This window comes from Macrococcus carouselicus (assembly GCF_004359515.1).
In the GTDB taxonomy this organism is placed as follows: Bacteria; Bacillota; Bacilli; order Staphylococcales; family Staphylococcaceae; genus Macrococcus; species Macrococcus carouselicus.
Window position 1 is genome coordinate 594,256 of record NZ_SCWD01000001.1, and the last position, 19,494, is coordinate 613,749.

Sequence of the window (19,494 nt, forward strand, 5' to 3'; positions counted from 1 at the left end):
GGAATAAATGGGAAATATACAGGAACTTGATATTCAGCTGGCCAATAAGATAGCGGCAGGAGAAGTGGTTGAAAGACCTGCATCTGTGGTGAAGGAACTCGTTGAGAATGCGATTGATGCCGGCGCCTCCGTGGTAACAGTTAAAGTGAAGGAAGCGGGGCTGCAGAGTATAGCGGTAACGGACAATGGCAGCGGGATACTGGAAGAAGATATACCGCTCGCATTCGGCCGGCATGCGACCAGCAAGATTCATAGCAACCACGACCTCTTTCATATCCGGACACTTGGCTTCAGAGGAGAGGCGCTGGCCAGTATCACTTCTGTCAGTCGTGTCACATTGAAGACATGTGCTGATAATGAGGTCGGACATCTTGTTAAAGTTGAGAACAGCAGATTAGTTGAACAGACACTGACGAGAGCGAAACAAGGAACGGAAATTATAGTGGAGGACTTGTTCTATAATACGCCCGCCCGGTTGAAATACGTCAAAAGTCTGCATACTGAACTCGGTAAAATCACGGATATCATGAACCGTTTTGCGATGAGTCATACAGATATACGTTTCAAGCTGATGGCTGATGACAGAATTCTGCTGCAGACCTCCGGCAATGGCAAGCTGAATGAAGTGATGGCACAGGTCTACGGGATGACAATTGCAAGAGATCTAGTCGAAATTAAGGGTGAGACAGGCGATTACCGGGTGACAGGTCGAATCGCGCGTCCTGAACATACAAGAGCGAATCGCCATTATATGTCTCTCTTCATCAACGGCCGGTACATCAGAAACTTTGTGCTGACCAAGGCGATACTTGCCGGCTATCATACCCTCCTGCCGATCGGCCGTTATCCTGTTGTTGCAATTGATATCACGATGGACCCGGGGCTTGTGGATGTCAATGTCCATCCGACGAAGCAGGAAGTCAGATTGTCCAAGGAGCCGGAGCTGATGACATTGATCACCCGTCTGATCAGAGATGCTCTGCTCGGAGAAAACCTGATTCCGGAAATGACGGCACCTAAGAAGAATAAAGTGCTGGAGAAGTTCGAGCAGCAGCGCTTTAATTACGAGCAGACACGACCTGTTATCCAGGAAGCGGAAAATACGGTTGACGACGAGCGGGCGCCTGTTAATGAACGGGTTCCAGAGACGATCCTACCACAAGAAGAAAAGAAACTGGTCGTTCAGGAAGCAGCTGCTGCATTTCCGGAAAAACCCGTGAATGACAAGTTGCCGCATGAAGCTGTCTCTGAGCATAGAGTGCCGCATGCCAAAGAACGAAAGCTGCCTTTTATGGAGGTCGTCGGCCAGGTTCACGGCACCTATATCATCGCGCAGAATGAGGAAGGCATGTATATGATTGATCAGCATGCGGCTCAGGAGCGGATCAAATATGAGTATTTCCGCGAGAGAATCGGCAATGTCGATCATCAGGTCCAGCCGCTTCTTGTACCGATTACACTTCATTTTACAAAGGATGAGGCACTGCGTATCGAGAAACATCGCTCTGAACTGGCTGAGATAGGTCTGGAACTGGAGAACTTCGGTGGTGCTGATTATCTGGTTCAGGCGGTACCGACATGGTTTCCGGCGGAAGCGGATGAGACCCTTAAAGACATCATTGAGTATTGTCTCCGTCATCAGCAAGTTGATCTGAACAAGTTCAGAGAGGATACAGCTATTATGATGAGCTGCAAGAAATCAATCAAAGCCAATCATTTTTTAAGAAAAGAAGACATGAGCCGCCTTCTGGAGGACCTGGCTTATACGAGTGAGCCTTTCACATGTCCGCACGGCCGGCCGATTACGATTAAATATACAACTTATGAACTGGAAAAAATGTTTAAGCGGGTGATGTAGATGATTTTACCAGCAATCAGAGATTTTAAGGATGTAGAGAAACTAAGCCGCTCGCACTATAAGCAGTGCGTTATTCTAGATACCCATATTGGTCATCTGGGCCATATACTTGACTTGCTGAAATCAAAGGAAGTCTTCATTCATATCGATCTGATCAAAGGTCTGTCAGGCGAAGATGCAGCGGTGGAATATATCATTCAGAAATATAAGCCTTTCGGTATTATCTCGACGAAGGTGAAGACAATCAGAAAAGCAAAGCAGTTAGGCGTCAAGACTATTATCCGTGTGTTTATTATTGACTCAAGTGCACTTGCTCGCAGCATCTCCATTATTGAGCAGTCTGAAGCGGATTATGTAGAAGTGCTGCCTGGTATCGCTTCAAAAGTAATCAAAGAAGTGAAGGACAAGACAGGTAAGGCAATTATCGCCGGCGGACTGATTGAGACTGAGGAAGAAGTGGCGCGTGCGCATGCTGACGGTGCTTATAAAGTCACGACGAGCAGACGTGAACTGTGGCAGAAATATGAACCAAATGATTGACAGCGGTTTCATGGTTGGTTAATATAAAATACAAGTTAATATTCAATCGAGACAAGAGACCCTGACGTAAATCTATAGATTTAGCACAGGGTCTCTTCGTCTTATTATTGACTGAATTTTAAAGGGGAGCGATATGATGAGTGAATTTTTAGCAGAATTAGTCGGAACGGCGATTCTCATCCTTTTTGGTGCAGGTGTGTGTGCCAATGTAAATTTAAGAGGGTCCTATGCCAAAGACGGCGGCTGGATGGTGATTGCGCTCGGCTGGGGTCTTGCAGTGGTCATGGGTGTCTATGCTGTCGGCAGTATTACGGGGGCCCATCTGAATCCGGCCGTATCAATCGGTCTCGCAGTTGATGGCGCGTTTCCGTGGAGTAAAGTGCCGATGTACATCCTGGCTCAGATGTTGGGTGCCATGCTTGGTGCATTGATTACGTGGTTGCATTTCATGCCGCACTTCAAGGCGGAAACTGACCCGGGCACTAAACTCGGTGTCTTCAGTACGGGACCCGCTTATCCTAACTATATGGCAAACTTCACTTCTGAGATCATCGGTACAACGATTCTTGTGATGGGCTTACTGTTCATCGGTGCCAATAAATTTACAGAAGGCCTTAACCCACTGATTGTCGGTGCGCTTATTATTGCGATCGGTGTCAGCTTAGGGGGGACGACGGGCTATGCGATTAATCCTGCCCGTGACCTTGGCCCCCGTCTGGCACATACGATTCTGCCGATTCCAGGCAAAGGACCTTCCAACTGGGCCTATGCCATCGTACCGGTCCTTGGTCCGATTGCAGGCGGTATGCTTGGTGCGACACTTTATCACCTGTTATTTAAAGGCGAAATCGAGATGATCGGCTGGCTCTCAATTCTGGTGACAGTCCTGACACTTATCCTCGGATTCATCATGAATAAAACAATTTTAAAAGGTAAAGAAGCAAAATTAATGTAGATGGGAGTTTTGAAGATGGAAAAATATATATTATCAATCGACCAGGGGACGACAAGTACCCGCTCTATGATTTTCAGTAAAGAGGGCAAGGTAGTCGGAACAGCACAGCGTGAATTCAAGCAGTATTTCCCTAAAAGTGGCTGGGTGGAACACAATGCCAATGAAATCTGGCAGACTGTTCTCTCCACCATGTCTGACGTACTCGTACAGACGGATATCAAACCGAGTCAGATTGCAGGAATCGGTATCACCAATCAGCGTGAGACGGCAGTTGTCTGGGATAAGACGACTGAGCGCCCGATCTATAATGCGATTGTCTGGCAGTCACGTCAGACACAGGAAATCTGTGATGAACTGAAATCACGCGATCTTGAGCAAGAGTTCAGAGATAAAACCGGCTTATTACTGGATCCCTACTTCTCCGGTACGAAAGTCAAGTGGATTCTGGACAATGTCAAGGGTGCACGTGAAAAGGCGGAAAACGGTGATCTGTTATTCGGTACGATTGATACCTGGCTTGTCTGGAAACTGACAGGCGGCGCAGCCCATGTGACAGACTATTCAAATGCCAGTCGTACACTGATGTACAATATTCATGACCTTCAATGGGATGATCAGCTGCTTGACTATCTGACGGTACCTGCTTCAATGCTGCCGGAAGTTAAACCTTCGAGTGAGATCTACGGCGAGACAGTCGGCCATCATTTCTTCGGTCAGCAGATTCCGATTGCCGGTATCGCGGGTGACCAGCAGGCGGCACTGTTCGGTCAGGCCTGCTTTGAAGAGGGTGAAGCGAAGAACACTTACGGCACGGGCTGCTTTATGCTGATGAACACAGGTGAAAAAGCGGTCAAATCAGAAAGTGGTCTACTGACAACGCTTGCATACGGGCTGGACGGAAAAGTCAACTATGCCCTGGAAGGCTCCATATTTGTCGCAGGAAGTGCGATTCAGTGGCTGCGTGACGGCATGCAGATGATCAGACAGGCGCCTGAATCAGAGAATTATGCCAATCGTGTCACTTCAACTGAAGGTGTTTATATCGTTCCTGCATTTGTCGGTCTGGGGACACCTTACTGGGATTCAGAGGCACGCGGTGCGGTCTTCGGTCTTACGCGAGGAACTGAGAAAGAGCATTTTATCCGTGCAACGCTTGAATCGCTTGCTTATCAGACACGTGATGTGCTTGATGCGATGGAGAAGGACTCAGGTATTGAGCTGCAGACACTCCGTGTAGACGGAGGGGCAGTCAAGAACAACTTCCTCATGCAGTTCCAGTCGGATATTCTGAACGTGCCCGTGCAGCGTCCTGAAGTCAATGAAACCACAGCACTAGGTGCTGCCTACCTTGCTGGGCTTGCAGTCGGTTTCTGGTCATCTAAAGATGAGATCCGTAACCGCTGGAAACTTGAAAAAGAGTTCTGTCCGGAGATGCAGGCGGAAGAACGTGAAGGACTCTATGAAGGCTGGCAGACAGCTGTCAAAGCGACCCAGGTGTTCAAAAGGAAAAAATGAGCAGAAACAAGGTTAAGATGAAATGATAGTGGTATAATAATATCAAGTTAATAATGATAAGAGATAAGAGACTTTGAATACAGCAATGTAGGCGAAGTCTCTATTTTTTTAAACAGGAGGAAATAATGATGACATTTTCAAATCTTTATCGTGAGCAAGTGAAGAGCCAGATGAAACTGAATGAATATGATGTAGTGGTTATCGGTGGGGGTATTACAGGTGCAGGTATCGCACTTGACGCGACGCAGCGTGGTATGAAGGTAGCGTTAGTGGAGATGCAGGATTTCGCAGCAGGAACAAGCTCCCGTTCGACTAAACTGGTTCACGGGGGACTGCGTTATCTGAAGCAGCTGCAGATCGGTGTTGTGGCAGAGACCGGCAAAGAACGTGCCATTGTCTATGAAAACGGTCCACATGTAACAACGCCTGAATTTATGCTGCTGCCCATGCATAAAGGGGGTACTTTCGGACCTGTGACCACGTCTATCGCACTGAAAGTCTATGATTTTCTGGCTGATGTTAAAAAAGAGGAAACACGTAAAATGCTCAGCCGCAAAGAAACGCTGAAGCGTGAACCGCTTGTTAAGCGCGACGGCTTAAAAGGCGGCGGCTATTATGTGGAATATCGTACAGATGATGCGCGTATGACGATTGAAGTGATGAAACGTGCCGTTGAAATGGGTGCAGATGTTCTGAACTACACGAAATCAACCGGCTTTGTCTACAACCGCAAGAATAAAGTCATTGGTATCAATGCAGAGGATATGATCACAGGAGAGCAGTTTGAAGTGCTCGGCAAAAAAGTGGTCAACGCATCTGGGCCTTGGGTTGATGCAGTACGTGAAGATGACTACACAAAAAACAACAAGCAGCTACGACTGACAAAAGGGATTCATTTAGTCTTTGACCAGTGTGTATTTCCGCTTAAACAGGCTGTCTACTTTGACACAGAGAGTGACAGACGGATGATATTTGCGATTCCACGTGATGGCAAGACTTACGTAGGGACAACTGATACCTTCTATAACCAGGACAAGGCACATCCGAAAGTCACACAGGAAGACCGTGATTATATTGTGGATGCTGTCAATTATATGTTCCCGACAGTTAATGTAACGGATCAAGATATTGAATCGACATGGGCAGGTATCAGACCGCTGATTCTTGAAGAGGGTAAGGACCCGTCTGAGATTTCACGTAAAGATGAAATCTGGGAAGGTAAATCAGGGCTACTGACCATCGCAGGCGGTAAACTGACCGGTTACCGTCATATGGCAGAAGAAATTGTAGACCGTGTCGCTGCACGACTGAAAGAGGAATATGGCATGAAGTTCGCATCTTGCCGTACTAAACACACGCCTATTTCAGGCGGCGATGTCGGAGGCTCTCAAGGCTTCGACTGTTACAAAGCTGAGTTGCTGCAGTCACTGCCTGAAATCGGGCTGACACGCACTGAGATGGAAGAAATGATTGATAAATACGGTTCAAATGCGCCAGTTCTTTTCAATATCGCCCATGCGCAAGTTGATAATAAGGTGAACGAACTGCCGCTCAGTGTCTATACAAAACTCGTCTATGGCATTCAGCACGAGATGGTGCTTAAACCATCAGACTTCTTTGTCAGACGTACGGGCGCACTTTACTTTGATATTGATTTTGTGAATGAATACAAAGAAGGGGTCATTGAGGCGATGGCAGAACTGCTCCACTATAGTGACCGTCAGAAAGAAGAATACCGCCAGGAACTTGAACAACTGATCAAGGAAGCAACGACACCTTCCGTACAGGTTTCAATGGAATAACGATGAAGAGGCTGCGGCCTCTTTTTTTATGTAAATGTAGTTTGTAAATAATTATAGTATAATGAGCTTGAGGAGTGTGGAATATGGAGAAATTTTCAGTAACATTAGCCGATAATAATCAGACTGAAGTCACGGTCTTCAGTCCGGAAGAACCCATTGGAACACTGCAGTTTCTGCATGGCATGAGTGAGCATACCGACCGCTATCAGGATATCGGGCAGTACTTTAAGGCTCTAGGCTATAAAGTCATCATGCATAACCATTTGGGTCACGGAGGACTGGTAGAGGAGGATGCAAGAGGGCATTTCGAAAGTATAAACCAGCTGGTCCAGCATTCTGAGGAGATTCTGCAGTCTTTCAAAGTGCAGGATAAACCTGTTATTCTGATAGGACATTCAATGGGCTCAGTTATTTCAAGGCAGTATGTGCTCACCTATCCGGATGAGTTCAGTGCCCTGATAATGGTGGGCACCAGCTTCTTTGATAACAGGGCCCAGGTGGCACTTAGTCTGCTGAATGCGATGATAGCAGTGAAAGGTAAGGAATCAAGAAGTGAATTCGCGAATGAGCTGACCATTAAAACGTTCAACAAAAAGTTCAGACCTCTGACCACAGACAGCGACTGGCTGAGCGCAAATCCTGAGAATGTGCAATCATTTGTCGCAGACCCGCTTACCGGTTTCAATATGTCTTTGAATGCCTATAGAGAAATACTGAGATCGATGAAAAAGTCACAGCGTAAAAGAGAATTAAAGAAAATGCGACGTACCATGCCTGTTCTTCTGGTGTCTGGAAAAGATGACGCCTTCTCAAACTTCGGTAAGGGAATAGAGAAGCTCGGGAACCTCTATAAGCAGAATGGTATGCATCATGTCACTGTCCAGCTCTACAGTCACGCCAGACATGAAGTTCTATTTGAAAGGAACCAGACGGAAGTCCTGCATCGCATCGCAGTCTGGATGCAGCAGGTGCAGCATGACTAGGATTCCGCTAGTCGTGATTGTTGGACCGACAGCAGTCGGTAAGACGGCTCTCAGTATAGAACTCGCAAAAAGAATCAAGGGTGAAGTGATCAGCGGAGACGCCATCCAGGTCTACGAAGGGATGGATATCGGTTCCGCTAAGATCACAGCCGATGAAATGGACGGCGTACCGCATCATCTAATTGATATACTGGCGCCTGATGAACCCTATTCAGCGGCGCAGTTCAAGACTATGGCTGAAGACCTGATAGCAGAAATTCATGGCAGAGGGCATGTTCCGATGATTGTCGGCGGGACGGGTCTCTACGTGCAGTCCGTCATCTATGATTACGGCTTCTCAGACGAAGACCAGGAGACGGCCAGACAGTTCGAGGAGATGTTCAGTCAACTTTCACCTGAAGACCGCTATACTTTGCTGGAAGACCTGGACCCGCAGGCTGCAGGCACTATCCACCCCAACAACCAGCAGCGGGTGCTGCGGGCACTGGTCTATTACCATATACATAAGACTTCGATAACAGAGCAGAAGAAAAGTCCTATTCTTTCAGAACGATATGACGTCATACTGGTCGGTCTGAATATGGAACGGGCGCTGCTCTATGACCGCATCAATATGCGAGTGGATATGATGATTGAAGCGGGCCTGATAGAAGAAGTACGTCGGCTGCAGGCTGCCGGCTATGGTGATGCGCGGAGTATGACTGCGATCGGCTATAAAGAGCTTCTCACCTATCTGGACGGCAAGACGACCCTTGAAACGGCAACAGACAAACTCAAGCAGAATTCCAGACGCTTCGCCAAAAGGCAGCTGACGTGGTTCAGAAATCAGCTTGAGCTGCACTGGTATGATACAAATGAACAGTCAACTGAAGAAATAGTAGATTCTATCATCAGTCGAATGACTGAAGGTTAAGTGAGGTGTTATATTGATCAGCGCAAAAATGAACGATACGGAGAAAAAACAGGAACGCGTCATCATACTCGGTGTTCAGCTAAAAACAGGTGACGACTTTGAATTCAAGGAGTCGCTCAGTGAAACAAGATCATTATGTGAGACAGCAGGACTTGAAGTGGTCGGACAGTTCGTCCAGCAGCGCGACCGGGCAGACTCAGCAACTTATCTCGGCAAAGGCCGGATCGAAGAAATAGAGGAGCTGAGGGAAAGAGAGGATATCGAGTTTGATGTCATCATTGTCAGTGACGAACTGTCGACAAGTCAGTCGAAGCATCTGGCAGAAATATTCGGTGTCAAAGTCATTGACCGCACACAGCTGATACTGGATATATTCGCACAGCGTGCCCGCTCGCGTGAAGGTCAGCTGCAAGTGGAGCTCGCTCAGAACGAATACCTGCTGCCACGACTCTCGGGGCATGGTGTCAGCCTGTCACGACTCGGGGGCGGTATCGGTACGAGAGGCCCCGGTGAGACAAAGCTTGAGACGAACCGCCGTCATATCCGCTCACGTATCCACGATATCAAAGTCCAGCTGGAGGAAATCAAGAAACATCGGGCACGCTACAGAGAGAACAGAAAGAAAAATGAAGTCTTCCAGGTCGCATTTGTCGGTTATACGAATGCGGGGAAATCATCCTGGTTCAATCAGCTGACAGACAGTGAGACTTTCGAGGAGAATATACTGTTCGCGACGCTGGATCCGAAATCCAAGATGCTGTCCATCAATGAAGGGTTCCAGGTGCTGCTGTCAGATACAGTGGGCTTTATTCAGCATCTGCCGACGCATCTAGTCGAAGCCTTCAGCTCAACACTAGAAGAAGCGAAATATGCAGATGTGCTGATTCATGTCGTCGACCGCAGCCATCCGAACTACAAAGGTCATATTACAACCGTCAACGAACTGCTCCAGTCACTTGATATGGGCGATATCCCTGTTCTGACTCTGCTGAACAAACGGGATTTAATCACTGAGGATTACGCTGAGGATACGTTTGATACACGTTACGTTTCAGCAAGAAACCCTGCTGACGTCGCGATTGTCAAGAATGCCCTCAGCGAGTTCATCAGAACATTGCTGGTTCCGTACGAGATGACGGTTGCGGCCGATGGTGGAAAGAGGATCAGCCAGCTGAAAAATGAGACGCTGGTTGATACAATCATATTCAACGAAGAGACAGAGCTCTACGATATTAAAGGGTATGCCCGTGAGGAGAGTAGCATTGTCAACCGTATGACAGAAAAGAGAGAAAAATCCGATGAATGATTTAATTGAAAGAATTGATAAGAAAGTAAGACCGGTTCATGCTGCCATAGAGGAGAGGGCACTGAAGAATCAGGAGAAGGTGCTGGCCGCATTTCAAGGGCAGCATATTGCAGAAAGTGACCTGATCGGCACATTCGGTTACGGCTATGATGATACAGGCCGTGATCAGCTGGAGGCCCTGTATGCGCGTGTGTTCAAGGCAGAGGATGCTATCGTCCGGCCACAGGTGATCTCCGGCACACATGCCATCACTCTGGCGCTGGCCAGCAACCTTAAGCATGGAGATGAACTGCTGTATATCACAGGGGAACCCTATGACACTTTGCTTGAAGTCATCGGAGTCAACGGCACTGGTATCGGTTCACTGATTGAAAATGGCGTCACCTATAATACTGTCCCCCTTAAAGAGGGTGAAATAGATATTGAGTCCGTGCTGGCTGCCCTATCAGTTAAGACGAAAGTGATCGCTATTCAGCGCTCTAAAGGTTATGCCTCCAGACCCTCTCTTACTATCGCTCAAATAGAAGCAGCCATTAAAGTGATAAGAACCATGCATCCAGATAAGATTATCTTTGTCGATAACTGCTACGGCGAGTTTGTCGAGGAGCGTGAGCCGATTGAAATAGGGGCAGACTTGATTGCGGGTTCTCTCATCAAGAATCCGGGCGGCGGTCTGTGTAAAATCGGTGGTTATATCGCAGGAAAGAAAGAGCTGATTGAACGCATCGGCTACCGACTGACAGCACCAGGTATCGGTAAGGAAGCGGGCGCCTCACTCTACAGTCTGCACGAAATGTACCAGGGATTCTTCCTGGCGCCGCATGTCGTCAGCCAGAGTCTGAAGGGCGCTGTCTTCACAGCTGCAATTCTGGAAGAACTGGGCATGGAGACCAGCCCGAAATACAATGATAACAGAACGGATCTGATCCAGTCCGTGACATTCAACGATGCAGAGAAAATGATCACCTTCTGTCAGGCGATTCAGAGTGCCAGTCCAATCAACTCTCAGTTTGCGCCCATGCCGGCATATATGCCTGGTTACGAGGATGATGTCATAATGGCAGCCGGTACTTTTATTCAAGGTGCTTCTATCGAACTGACAGCAGACGGTCCCTTACGTGCGCCCTACGAAGCATATGTCCAGGGTGGTCTTACTTATGAACACGTTAAACTCGCAATCATACAAGCTGTGAGAGCGCTGCAGGACAAAGGAATACTCACAATATAACTGAGACAGATAAACCCATGTCAGGAAAACTGACATGGATTTGTTTTTTATAAAAAGATATGTTAAATTAAGTGTGCAAGGAGGAGATACAGTGTCAGATAGATTAAGAAGACAGATGCCGGTATTTCCGATCAGTGTGGTCATGAAGCTGACGGAGCTGTCAGCAAGACAGATTCGTTATTATGAGACACACGACCTTGTCACGCCGCAGCGAACAGAAGGCAACCAGCGTCTATTCTCGATGAATGATCTGGACCGCTTACTGGAAATCAGACTGCTACTTGAAAAAGGATTCAACATCAAAGCGATTAAGCAGATGATGCTTGATACAAAGGATCTGTCCAAGGATGAGAAGAAACTGAGAGAAACTCTCTATGAGGATATCTTCAATCCGAACGGCAGAATACCACTGAACCGCGGGGATTTATCAAGATTCTATAAATAATATTGGAGGCTATTATGGCTAAGTTTACGAGAGAAGATATTATCCGTTTTGCAAATGAAGAAAATGTGCGTTTCCTGAGACTTCAGTTCACTGATATTTTAGGGACGATCAAAAACGTGGAGATTCCTGTCAGCCAGCTTGAAAAAGCGCTTGATAACGAAATGATGTTCGATGGTTCATCTATCGAAGGTTTTGTCCGTATCGAAGAATCAGATATGAAGCTATATCCAGACCTTGATACATGGGTGATTTTCCCGTGGACTTCAGACAAAGGGAAAGTGGCGCGCCTGATCTGTGATATCTATAAACCAGATGGCACACCTTTCACAGGAGACCCGCGTGCTAACTTAAAACGTGTCTTAAAAGAGATGGAAGAACTGGGCTTCACAGACTTCAACTTGGGACCTGAACCAGAATTCTTCTTATTCAAGTTAGATCAGAAAGGCGAGCCGACCTTAGAGTTAAACGATGACGGAGGCTACTTCGACTTAGCACCTACAGACTTAGGTGAGAACTGTCGTCGTGATATCGTACTTGAACTTGAAGACATGGGCTTTGATATCGAGGCATCTCACCACGAGGTCGCACCTGGGCAGCATGAGATCGACTTCAAATATGCAGACGCAGTCACAGCATGTGATAACATTCAGACATTTAAACTGGTTGTCAAGACAATCGCTCGTAAACATAACCTTCATGCCACATTCATGCCAAAACCATTATTCGGCGTAAGTGGATCAGGCATGCACTTCAACGTGTCATTATTCAAAGGACCGAAAGAAAATGCATTCTACGATCCGAACGGTGAAATGGAACTGTCGGATGATGCACGTCACTTCATCGCAGGTATCGTGAAACACGCAAGAGGATTCACAGCAGTATGTAACCCGCTGGTGAATTCATACAAACGTCTCGTACCAGGTTACGAAGCACCTTGTTACGTCGCATGGAGTGGACAGAACCGTTCACCACTTGTCCGTATCCCGGCATCACGTGGACTGTCAACACGTGTCGAAGTAAGATCAGTGGACCCGGCAGCAAACCCGTACATGGCACTTGCAACGATTCTGCAGGCAGGTCTTGACGGCATCAAGAACAAGTTAGCAGTGCCCGCACCTGTTGATCAGAACATCTACGACATGAACCGCGAAGAACGTGAAGCGGTGGGTATCGAAGACTTACCATCAACACTGTATACTGCAATCAAAGCAATGAAAGACGATTCAACTATGAAAGAAGCATTAGGCGAACATATCTACCGCCAGTTCATCAACTCTAAAACAATTGAGTGGGATATGTACAGAATGCAAGTATCAGAGTGGGAACGTGAGCAGTATCTGAAACAATATTAATAAATTTAGTCCTAGAGCTGAAAGGCTTTAGGACTTTTTTTATTTGAGTCCAATCATAAAATTTATATAAAAAAAGAGAGAATGGACTCATTTTGGACTCATACTGTTAAAAAACATTCTTGATATACTGATTGAATGCGGCCATTCCTCCTTCCTTCATTGCTGGTGTAACATGACTGTAGATCTTCTCTGTCATCTGCATAGACTGATGGCCCAATCTGTCCTGGATTACTTTCATAGGTACTCCGGCTTCAAGTAACAGGGTAGCGTGAGTGTGTCGTAATTTGTGAACAGACAATTGATCCTTTAATATCTTATTTTTGAAGTAAATAACAGTGTGAAGAACTGATGATTGTGAGAGTGGAATATCAAAGTCATCAACAAAAAATAAAATTATTTCTCTTTTTCTTATTGATACCGGTCATTTAAACATTCTTTCCTGAAAAATGATGTAAAAAAGAAGGATATAAAAATATCCTTCTTTTTTTATTTAAGATTATCTACTGCGTATTGTGCTTCTTCAGGAGTAAATTGTCCGCCGTATTCTGAAATAAGTTGATCGTAAATAGCATTAGTCGACATGTTCATAGTTTCAGCATATTGTTTAGCAGATTCAAGTGCATTCTTTTTGTAGTCTGCCTTTAAGTTATCTACTGCATACTGTGCCGCTTCTGCTGGAAATTGTCCACCGTATTCAGATACAAGTTGATCGTAAATTCCTGCTTTTGACATATGCATCATCTCAGAATATGACTCAGCTTGAGAAAGAGCAGATACTTGTTCTCTTGTAGCACCTTCTTGAGTTTCTCTATTTGTAACTTCTTCAGTTGTAGCTTCTTCAGTTGTAGCTTCTTCAGTTGTAACTTCTTCAGTTGTGACTTCTTCAGTTGTGACTTCTTCGGTTGTAACTTCTTCAGTTGTGACTTCTTCAGTTGTAGCTTCTTCAGTTGTAGCTTCTTCAGTTGTCTTTTCTTCCTGATTTTCTGTAGGATCCCTTCCGCATGCAGCAAGAAGTAGCGATGAAGCTACCAACGTACCCGTTAACATTTTGAAATTCATTTTTGAACCACCCTTTATAGTTTTTTTATATCTAATAGCTTAAAGCCAAATATCCATCATAAGCAATCAATAATCCAAACTGCGATTTACAATCTTCTATTGATTCAGCAAAATAGCTTCTGTAATTATCTTATTCATCTGGTATACAAATTCTAAATGTTAGTTTGAACTACCCCTGGATGTTAAATTTTATAATTTCATTGATGTTGTTACTAGTTTATTAAAATTGGTTTGAAGAAGGTTACATAAAATTTATCCTTATCCTGACTGCTTATTTTTCCATATGCTGAAGAGCATATTCTGCTTCTTCTTGTGTGAATTTATCGCCAGCATCAGATGTTAATTGCTGTAATAACTCCTGATCAGACATCGGCATTGTTTCATTGTATGAATTGGCAGCTTCTACTGCTTCTTTTTTATAATCAACATCTAAATTATCTATTGCATATTGTGCTGCATCTTGCGGATATTTATCTCCTGCATCTGATGTTAACTGATTTAATAAACCTGCTTTAGAAAAAGGCATCATTTCTACATAATTTTTCGCTGATTGCAGGGCAGCTTTCTGTTCTCTAGTAGCTTCATCTTTCAGAGCTTCAGTCGTTGCTTCTTCAGTTGTAACACCCTCTGAAGTCGTAACCTCTTTTGTTTCTTTTTCAGCCGCAGGTGCTTCACTAATTGTCTCTTTCGTTGATGCTTCTTTCTTATTGGTGTCACCACCGCCACCCAACATAGCTGTACAAGCACCTAATAAGAATAAAAGTAATATTAATCCAAGACACCCCATTAAAAATGGATTTTTCTTTTTCTTAGGCTGACGCTCCACGTAAACTATACGTTCTCCGTTCTCTGTGTACTGATCGCGTCCTTGCTTACTACTGTAAACTACTTCTTCTTTCTTCCTTGCCATTTCTCGCATTCCTCTTTTCTTAAGATTTATATATTTAATGGTTGGACCAATTAAATATCTAGTTTAATATTAAAGACGAATATATTTCATATAGTTTCAATTTACCATAAAAATTAAATTAAGATAGCACTTACATTATATAAATTTTTATGCTACAAGATATTTTAGAGAAACTAGTCTCTCTTAAGAGCTACTGATTAATTAGCTTAAACCACTCACCCGATACTTAAAGAAGCGGATTAAAATGATATGAAATTTCAAATGCTATATAATTAGAAAGATATTACCAGGCTTCTTCCTTATTTATCTGCTAAAATAACTATAGAATGCATTGAATATAATCTGCATCTGCAAAGATTATAATGGTCATAAGCCGAAGTCATAGCAGATTATATAGTGAAGGCAGATATCAACTATTCAAGAAAGGAATTATCATTTTGAACAAAATAAAGATTAACCGACTTGGAGAAATCAATGTATTTAATAATTCTGTTGAATATGTTTCTCCGCTTGAGAACTTCAGAAATGTTCACACGAATCAGGAAAAGCTGCTGGCAGATTATAGAGCTTTTCTGAAACAATTCAACCATAGTGATGTGTTTTGTCATATTACGCGCTTAAATGGCAGAGGTAAATATATTACGTTTGATTACTTTCTTGAAAATAATGAGATGTACTCATCCATCCGCTATCAGAATTTTACTAGACAGCTTGAATTATTTTATTCTTTGACGGAGATTGCGGAGTTCCAGCAGAATAGTCACGTACAGATCTTATGGGATCTGAATAACTTTGTGATTGCTCATCAAAAAGGCAAGAAAGATAGAATAAAAGCGATTCTGCATGATTTCGGTGATCTGATTGTCTTTGATCAGACTTCAGCACTCGAGGGGCTTAAAAGATTAGTTTTATTAGGATTAGTTAAACAGACCAGTCTTGATGGAAAACCTCAGCCAGATGATTATATTAATCCGTCTGATGAAGTCGCTCAGTTTGCAGAAGAAGTAATGAGTGCGGAAAGTATGAACACTATAAAAGCGAGTATCGAGTCACGTCTCGGAAAAAACGGTATGACCTTGTCAGAAGTTAGATCGACGCAGGGTAAATCAGCTAGAATAAATCAACCGAAGCTACTGCCAACAGTAAAGATAGCGCCAAAAACGATTACCCGGCCTGTTAAACAGTCCGGTTCAGCTCCAGGCAGACTCGTGTGGCTGATTGGTTTTCTATTGATTGCCTTAAGTGTGCTGCTGGCCGCCTTTTTTATCAATGGAAATATGCAGGAGCAGCAGAAGGAAGCTGAAGCTTTGAGCCGGGAGCTTAAGCAGCAGCAGAAGGTGAATAATATTTTCACTGAATATATCAGTGGCGATAAGCAGAAAGCCAGAGAGCAGATGGTTACTTTAAACTATCATGACCTGAAAAGTGATATGCAGCGTGATATCTATATAAAATGGCTGGTTGATGGACATCAGTATTCAAAAGCATTGAGTCTTGATGAGAGTTCAGCCTACTTGATCGGTCGGAAGATTAATCATGATAATAAAGAGGATATCGAAAAATTAGCAGCTGAAGAGAAAAATGAGGTGCTGGATTTTTATCTGGCAGGTAAAGAAGGTCACTATCAGAAAGTGATCAATCTTGCTGATAAGGTGAATCTAAAAGAGCCATCAGTGGCAAATGCTATTGTAAGAGCCTTTGTGTTAACTGGTTCGGATAACAACCTCGATTCATTTATGGATGAAGCGGAGAAGAAATTTGACAGCGGCAGTAAGGAAATGAAGAATATCACTCGTACTTATAAATACTATAAACCTTATGTCCAGTCGTTAAATGACGTACAAGCGCAATATGACAAAAAAGAGAAAGAGATCAGAGACCTTGAAAAAGCGGTCTCAAACAAGAAAACAAAAAGTAAAAAATCATCGAAAAAACTGACTGCAGCCAAAAAAGAACAAGAGCGTTTGAAAGAGAAGATTCAGGATCAGAGAAGTGACATTAAAGATGTCAAGACAGCTGATATTATAGCATCTCAGGATAAATAGAATAAGGGCAGTAACAGTCCTATGATATGGAGGTTTCAAATGAAAAGTGAGTCCTGTCACTTCTGTCATCAGTTGGCAGCTGATCAAGTACTTTATGAGACACTGCATTTCAAGGTCGTGATGGATATTGATCCTATACAGGAAGGGCATCTTCTGTTGATCGTCAAACGGCATGTAATGAATTATCTGCACTTAAAGGAAGAAGAGCTTACTGATTTAATGAACCTGCAAAGACAGATTATCGGTATTTTTGAAAACGAGTTGGATACCGGCGTGACGCTTGTGATGAATAACGGCAGAATGATGGATCAACAGACTCATTTTCATGTACATCTCATACCGCGTTATCAGCATGATGGTTTCTGGGATGATACTGCTGTCAGAGAAAGACCGCTGAATATAGATCGTCTCATCCATTTGCTGAAGGAGACGTGATGACTATAACAGATTATATCAAATCGATCCGTATCAAAGAGACTAAACCATACTTCCATGGGCTGCTGACTTTGGTGAAGAGGAAATAAATGTCATGCGGCAAGAATATGAAAAGCACCGCTATTATTATCAGGACTTTCAGTTAGATATCCTGCTCTGATATCATTCTCGCTCTCACTCGATTCAAGTTTTACAAAAAGACTGCAGCCACTCGCAGAAGAGTGGCTGCAGTCTTTTTTACTTATTGCTCAGTAACTTTATAGAGGGCTTTCTTACCACTTATATCGAACACAGGTCCTAATTCGACTTCAAAGCTTTTCGCCTCTTTCGGTACTCTGAACGATTCGCTCGCTTGAAATGTGCGCCCTGGCTGGATGTTTTTCAATTTATCAGTACCAAGTGCATAGGCACCGGCTTTCTTACCGTTCAGATAGATGGTCGCATCTTCACCAGCAAAATAACCATCTGACGAACGGTTTGTGACAGTATAATAGAGCGTGACGATATCCGAAGACTGATTCTTGTCAGTTGATTCAACCTTATCCAGCGTGAATGTCAGGTTGTCAATCGCCTTACTTTCACCGATTGATATTGCTTCGTCAACTGATTCATTGGGTTCAGCGATAGGACCTTGTATCAGTTTATCCGCTTTTTGCTCAATAGTATAAGTCGTTTCATTCACAGTCTGTGCGATTGTATCCGCGCTCATATTAGTCTGGCCTAATGCTGACAGCAGTACTGTTGATGTGAGTATCACACCTGATAATATTTTGTAGTTCATATTCATTCCGGCTTTCTGTTTGATTTAAAAATCATTTTTACTGAAATCAGTAGTCTGATTCAGAATAATATCAACAGTATATAGCAGAGTGTCTGAAAATCAAAATTTTTTGTCTGTCTTAAGTCTGATAGCGCTTATTGATTAAAGAGTTGTAAAGTAAGTTGTGTGGATGATAAGATTTACAATTTGCTTAAATAGCAATTTACAGACCTGCTGCAGGGATATAAAATAAGTGTAGCAATTAATATCTGGAAGTGAGGAACACCATTGAACATACGACACGGAGAACTTAAGGATCTTCCTTTCATCACTGATATCTATAATCAAGGTATTGAAGACGGCGTTGCGACACTAGAGGTCAGAGGCAAGACTGAAGATGAAGTGAGAATATGGTTGTTTGACCGTTCTGAGCGCTATAGTATATTAGTCATAGAGGAGAATGATCAGGTCATGGGCTGGGCAGCGTTGCAGCCTTATCGGTACCGGGCAGCTTATGAAGGTGTCGCAGAATTCTCACTATATATAGCGAGAGATCAGCGCGGTAAAGGGCTGGGTCATCTGTTACTCGGTGCGCTGGAGAAGTGTGCAAGGGATAATAACTTCTATAAGCTGATGCTGATGGTACTGGAAGTCAATACGAGTGCTCATCAGTTGTATATAAAAAGAGGTTTCAGAACAGTAGGTATTTATGAAAAGCATGGTTATCAGCATGGCATCTATTATGATGTAAGAGCGATGGAGAAGATATTCTGAAGCATACTTTGTGTATGCTTTTTCTATTTCCTCTATCATACAGCTAAGTAGTAAACGTCTATAAATTAAGGAATAGTCAAATGATTAATAAGTGTTTATAATATAAGTATATTTATAAAAGAGAGCAGTGATATAAATGAGTGAAGTCTATTCTGCGGTTAAAAATATGAATAAGCTGAATAGTGAATGGAACGCCGTCTGTCGACATATTTTGAAGGGTTATGATATAACTTACCCTCAGTTCAGAGTTTTAACCGGTATACTGGAACTGCAGCAGTCCAATAAGCGGATTACACAGGCACAGCTGAGTCAGCATATCGGTATCGATGTCATGACTTTATCGACGATTATCCGTAATCTTGAAGCGCGCAGATTATTAAGACGACAGGAATCAAGGTCCGATACCCGTGCCAAAAATGTCTATCTTACTGCGGTGGGCATTTCTCTTACGGAAGAAGTTGAACCGATAATTGATCAGGCAGCAGAGCTGTTTTTTGAGGATTATCCTGCGACACTGTTAAAAGTATTAAGTAAGTTATCATGAGTATATTATCTTTCTTTTCGAGTCGTTATATAGTATGATTAGCTTCCATTAAATAGCCGATAGGAGAATT

General features: G+C 43.8%; 19 protein-coding genes. 15 read left to right on the plus strand and 4 right to left on the minus strand.

The genetic code is table 11. The annotated features are described in order from the left end of the window. Positions 1–7 precede the first annotated feature (7 nt). The 11 genes from mutL to glnA all read left to right on the plus strand — a co-directional run bounded on the left by mutL (position 8) and on the right by glnA (position 12,897). Positions 8–1,858 carry a DNA mismatch repair endonuclease MutL gene (mutL, locus tag ERX40_RS02915; protein WP_133417000.1) on the plus strand — a complete coding sequence of 617 codons (1,851 nt, stop codon included), beginning with the start codon at positions 8–10 and terminating at the stop codon, positions 1,856–1,858. Next, complete coding sequence (locus tag ERX40_RS02920) at positions 1,859–2,398, plus strand: glycerol-3-phosphate responsive antiterminator (RefSeq protein ID WP_133417001.1); 540 nt, start codon at positions 1,859–1,861, stop codon at positions 2,396–2,398. It abuts the gene before it with no gap. A 136-nt stretch (positions 2,399–2,534) separates the two neighbouring features. Then, complete coding sequence (locus ERX40_RS02925) at positions 2,535–3,353, plus strand: MIP/aquaporin family protein (protein WP_133417002.1); 819 nt, start codon at positions 2,535–2,537, stop codon at positions 3,351–3,353. 15 nt (positions 3,354–3,368) lie between these two features. Continuing rightward, a complete protein-coding gene (glpK, locus tag ERX40_RS02930) occupies positions 3,369–4,868 on the plus strand; it encodes a glycerol kinase GlpK (protein ID WP_133417003.1) in 1,500 nt (499 codons plus the stop codon). Between the two features lie 128 nt (positions 4,869–4,996). Continuing rightward, positions 4,997–6,670, plus strand: coding sequence for a glycerol-3-phosphate dehydrogenase/oxidase (locus tag ERX40_RS02935; protein WP_133417004.1), 1,674 nt, complete (start codon positions 4,997–4,999; stop codon positions 6,668–6,670). 83 nt (positions 6,671–6,753) lie between these two features. Further along, positions 6,754–7,653, plus strand: coding sequence for an alpha/beta fold hydrolase (locus ERX40_RS02940; RefSeq protein WP_133417005.1), 900 nt, complete (start codon positions 6,754–6,756; stop codon positions 7,651–7,653). Beyond that, the gene (gene miaA, locus ERX40_RS02945) at positions 7,646–8,566 is read left to right on the plus strand and encodes a tRNA (adenosine(37)-N6)-dimethylallyltransferase MiaA (RefSeq protein ID WP_133417006.1); all 921 of its coding nucleotides are present in this window, start codon (positions 7,646–7,648) and stop codon (positions 8,564–8,566) included. The genes ERX40_RS02940 and miaA overlap by 8 nt, the downstream gene beginning before the upstream one ends. 28 nt (positions 8,567–8,594) lie before the next feature. Continuing rightward, a complete protein-coding gene (gene hflX, locus ERX40_RS02950) occupies positions 8,595–9,872 on the plus strand; it encodes a GTPase HflX (protein WP_133417585.1) in 1,278 nt (425 codons plus the stop codon). Continuing rightward, positions 9,865–11,100 carry a methionine gamma-lyase family protein gene (locus ERX40_RS02955; protein ID WP_133417007.1) on the plus strand — a complete coding sequence of 412 codons (1,236 nt, stop codon included), beginning with the start codon at positions 9,865–9,867 and terminating at the stop codon, positions 11,098–11,100. The genes hflX and ERX40_RS02955 overlap by 8 nt, the downstream gene beginning before the upstream one ends. 115 nt (positions 11,101–11,215) lie before the next feature. Next, entirely contained in the window at positions 11,216–11,545 is a 330-nt protein-coding gene (locus ERX40_RS02960; protein ID WP_243712934.1) for a MerR family transcriptional regulator, read from the plus strand. Between the two features lie 14 nt (positions 11,546–11,559). Further along, complete coding sequence (gene glnA / locus ERX40_RS02965) at positions 11,560–12,897, plus strand: type I glutamate--ammonia ligase (protein ID WP_133417009.1); 1,338 nt, start codon at positions 11,560–11,562, stop codon at positions 12,895–12,897. Between the two features lie 106 nt (positions 12,898–13,003). On the opposite strand, the gene ERX40_RS02970 is transcribed toward glnA, so the two are convergent. From ERX40_RS02970 to ERX40_RS02980, 3 genes are all read right to left on the minus strand, one after another. Further along, positions 13,004–13,309: a tyrosine-type recombinase/integrase gene (locus tag ERX40_RS02970; RefSeq protein WP_133417010.1), complete on the minus strand. Its 306-nt coding sequence runs from the start codon at positions 13,307–13,309 to the stop codon at positions 13,004–13,006. A gap of 74 nt (positions 13,310–13,383) precedes the next feature. Then, positions 13,384–13,956, minus strand: a complete 573-nt coding sequence (locus tag ERX40_RS02975) for an Ltp family lipoprotein (protein ID WP_208001644.1) — start codon at positions 13,954–13,956, stop codon at positions 13,384–13,386. A gap of 271 nt (positions 13,957–14,227) precedes the next feature. Then, entirely contained in the window at positions 14,228–14,866 is a 639-nt protein-coding gene (locus tag ERX40_RS02980; protein WP_165980633.1) for an Ltp family lipoprotein, read from the minus strand. Positions 14,867–15,303: 437 nt separating this feature from the next. Here ERX40_RS02980 and ERX40_RS02985 point away from each other — a divergent pair, with 437 nt between their 5' ends. After that, positions 15,304–16,911 (plus strand): hypothetical protein, encoded by a 1,608-nt coding sequence (locus tag ERX40_RS02985; RefSeq protein WP_133417012.1) that lies wholly within the window; start codon positions 15,304–15,306, stop codon positions 16,909–16,911. A 39-nt stretch (positions 16,912–16,950) separates the two neighbouring features. Next, positions 16,951–17,346: an HIT family protein gene (locus ERX40_RS02990; RefSeq protein ID WP_133417013.1), complete on the plus strand. Its 396-nt coding sequence runs from the start codon at positions 16,951–16,953 to the stop codon at positions 17,344–17,346. 241 nt (positions 17,347–17,587) lie between these two features. On the opposite strand, the gene ERX40_RS02995 is transcribed toward ERX40_RS02990, so the two are convergent. Next, a complete protein-coding gene (locus ERX40_RS02995; RefSeq protein ID WP_133417014.1) occupies positions 17,588–18,127 on the minus strand; it encodes a DUF4352 domain-containing protein in 540 nt (179 codons plus the stop codon). Positions 18,128–18,394: 267 nt separating this feature from the next. Here ERX40_RS02995 and ERX40_RS03000 point away from each other — a divergent pair, with 267 nt between their 5' ends. Both ERX40_RS03000 and ERX40_RS03005 read left to right on the plus strand, forming a co-directional pair. Next, the gene (locus ERX40_RS03000; RefSeq protein WP_133417015.1) at positions 18,395–18,880 is read left to right on the plus strand and encodes an arsinothricin resistance N-acetyltransferase ArsN1 family A; all 486 of its coding nucleotides are present in this window, start codon (positions 18,395–18,397) and stop codon (positions 18,878–18,880) included. Between the two features lie 166 nt (positions 18,881–19,046). After that, positions 19,047–19,424, plus strand: coding sequence for a MarR family winged helix-turn-helix transcriptional regulator (locus ERX40_RS03005; protein ID WP_165980634.1), 378 nt, complete (start codon positions 19,047–19,049; stop codon positions 19,422–19,424). Positions 19,425–19,494: the final 70 nt, after the last annotated feature.

Coding starts and splice junctions, on each gene's coding strand:
- mutL (WP_133417000.1), top strand. CDS start 8: ATGGGAAATATACAGGAACTTGATATTCAGCTGGCCAATAAGATAGCG.
- ERX40_RS02920 (WP_133417001.1), top strand. CDS start 1,859: ATGATTTTACCAGCAATCAGAGATTTTAAGGATGTAGAGAAACTAAGC.
- ERX40_RS02925 (WP_133417002.1), top strand. CDS start 2,535: ATGAGTGAATTTTTAGCAGAATTAGTCGGAACGGCGATTCTCATCCTT.
- glpK (WP_133417003.1), top strand. CDS start 3,369: ATGGAAAAATATATATTATCAATCGACCAGGGGACGACAAGTACCCGC.
- ERX40_RS02935 (WP_133417004.1), top strand. CDS start 4,997: ATGACATTTTCAAATCTTTATCGTGAGCAAGTGAAGAGCCAGATGAAA.
- ERX40_RS02940 (WP_133417005.1), top strand. CDS start 6,754: ATGGAGAAATTTTCAGTAACATTAGCCGATAATAATCAGACTGAAGTC.
- miaA (WP_133417006.1), top strand. CDS start 7,646: ATGACTAGGATTCCGCTAGTCGTGATTGTTGGACCGACAGCAGTCGGT.
- hflX (WP_133417585.1), top strand. CDS start 8,595: ATGAACGATACGGAGAAAAAACAGGAACGCGTCATCATACTCGGTGTT.
- ERX40_RS02955 (WP_133417007.1), top strand. CDS start 9,865: ATGAATGATTTAATTGAAAGAATTGATAAGAAAGTAAGACCGGTTCAT.
- ERX40_RS02960 (WP_243712934.1), top strand. CDS start 11,216: ATGCCGGTATTTCCGATCAGTGTGGTCATGAAGCTGACGGAGCTGTCA.
- glnA (WP_133417009.1), top strand. CDS start 11,560: ATGGCTAAGTTTACGAGAGAAGATATTATCCGTTTTGCAAATGAAGAA.
- ERX40_RS02975 (WP_208001644.1), bottom strand. CDS start 13,956: ATGAATTTCAAAATGTTAACGGGTACGTTGGTAGCTTCATCGCTACTT.
- ERX40_RS02980 (WP_165980633.1), bottom strand. CDS start 14,866: ATGGCAAGGAAGAAAGAAGAAGTAGTTTACAGTAGTAAGCAAGGACGC.
- ERX40_RS02990 (WP_133417013.1), top strand. CDS start 16,951: ATGAAAAGTGAGTCCTGTCACTTCTGTCATCAGTTGGCAGCTGATCAA.
- ERX40_RS02995 (WP_133417014.1), bottom strand. CDS start 18,127: ATGAACTACAAAATATTATCAGGTGTGATACTCACATCAACAGTACTG.
- ERX40_RS03005 (WP_165980634.1), top strand. CDS start 19,047: ATGAATAAGCTGAATAGTGAATGGAACGCCGTCTGTCGACATATTTTG.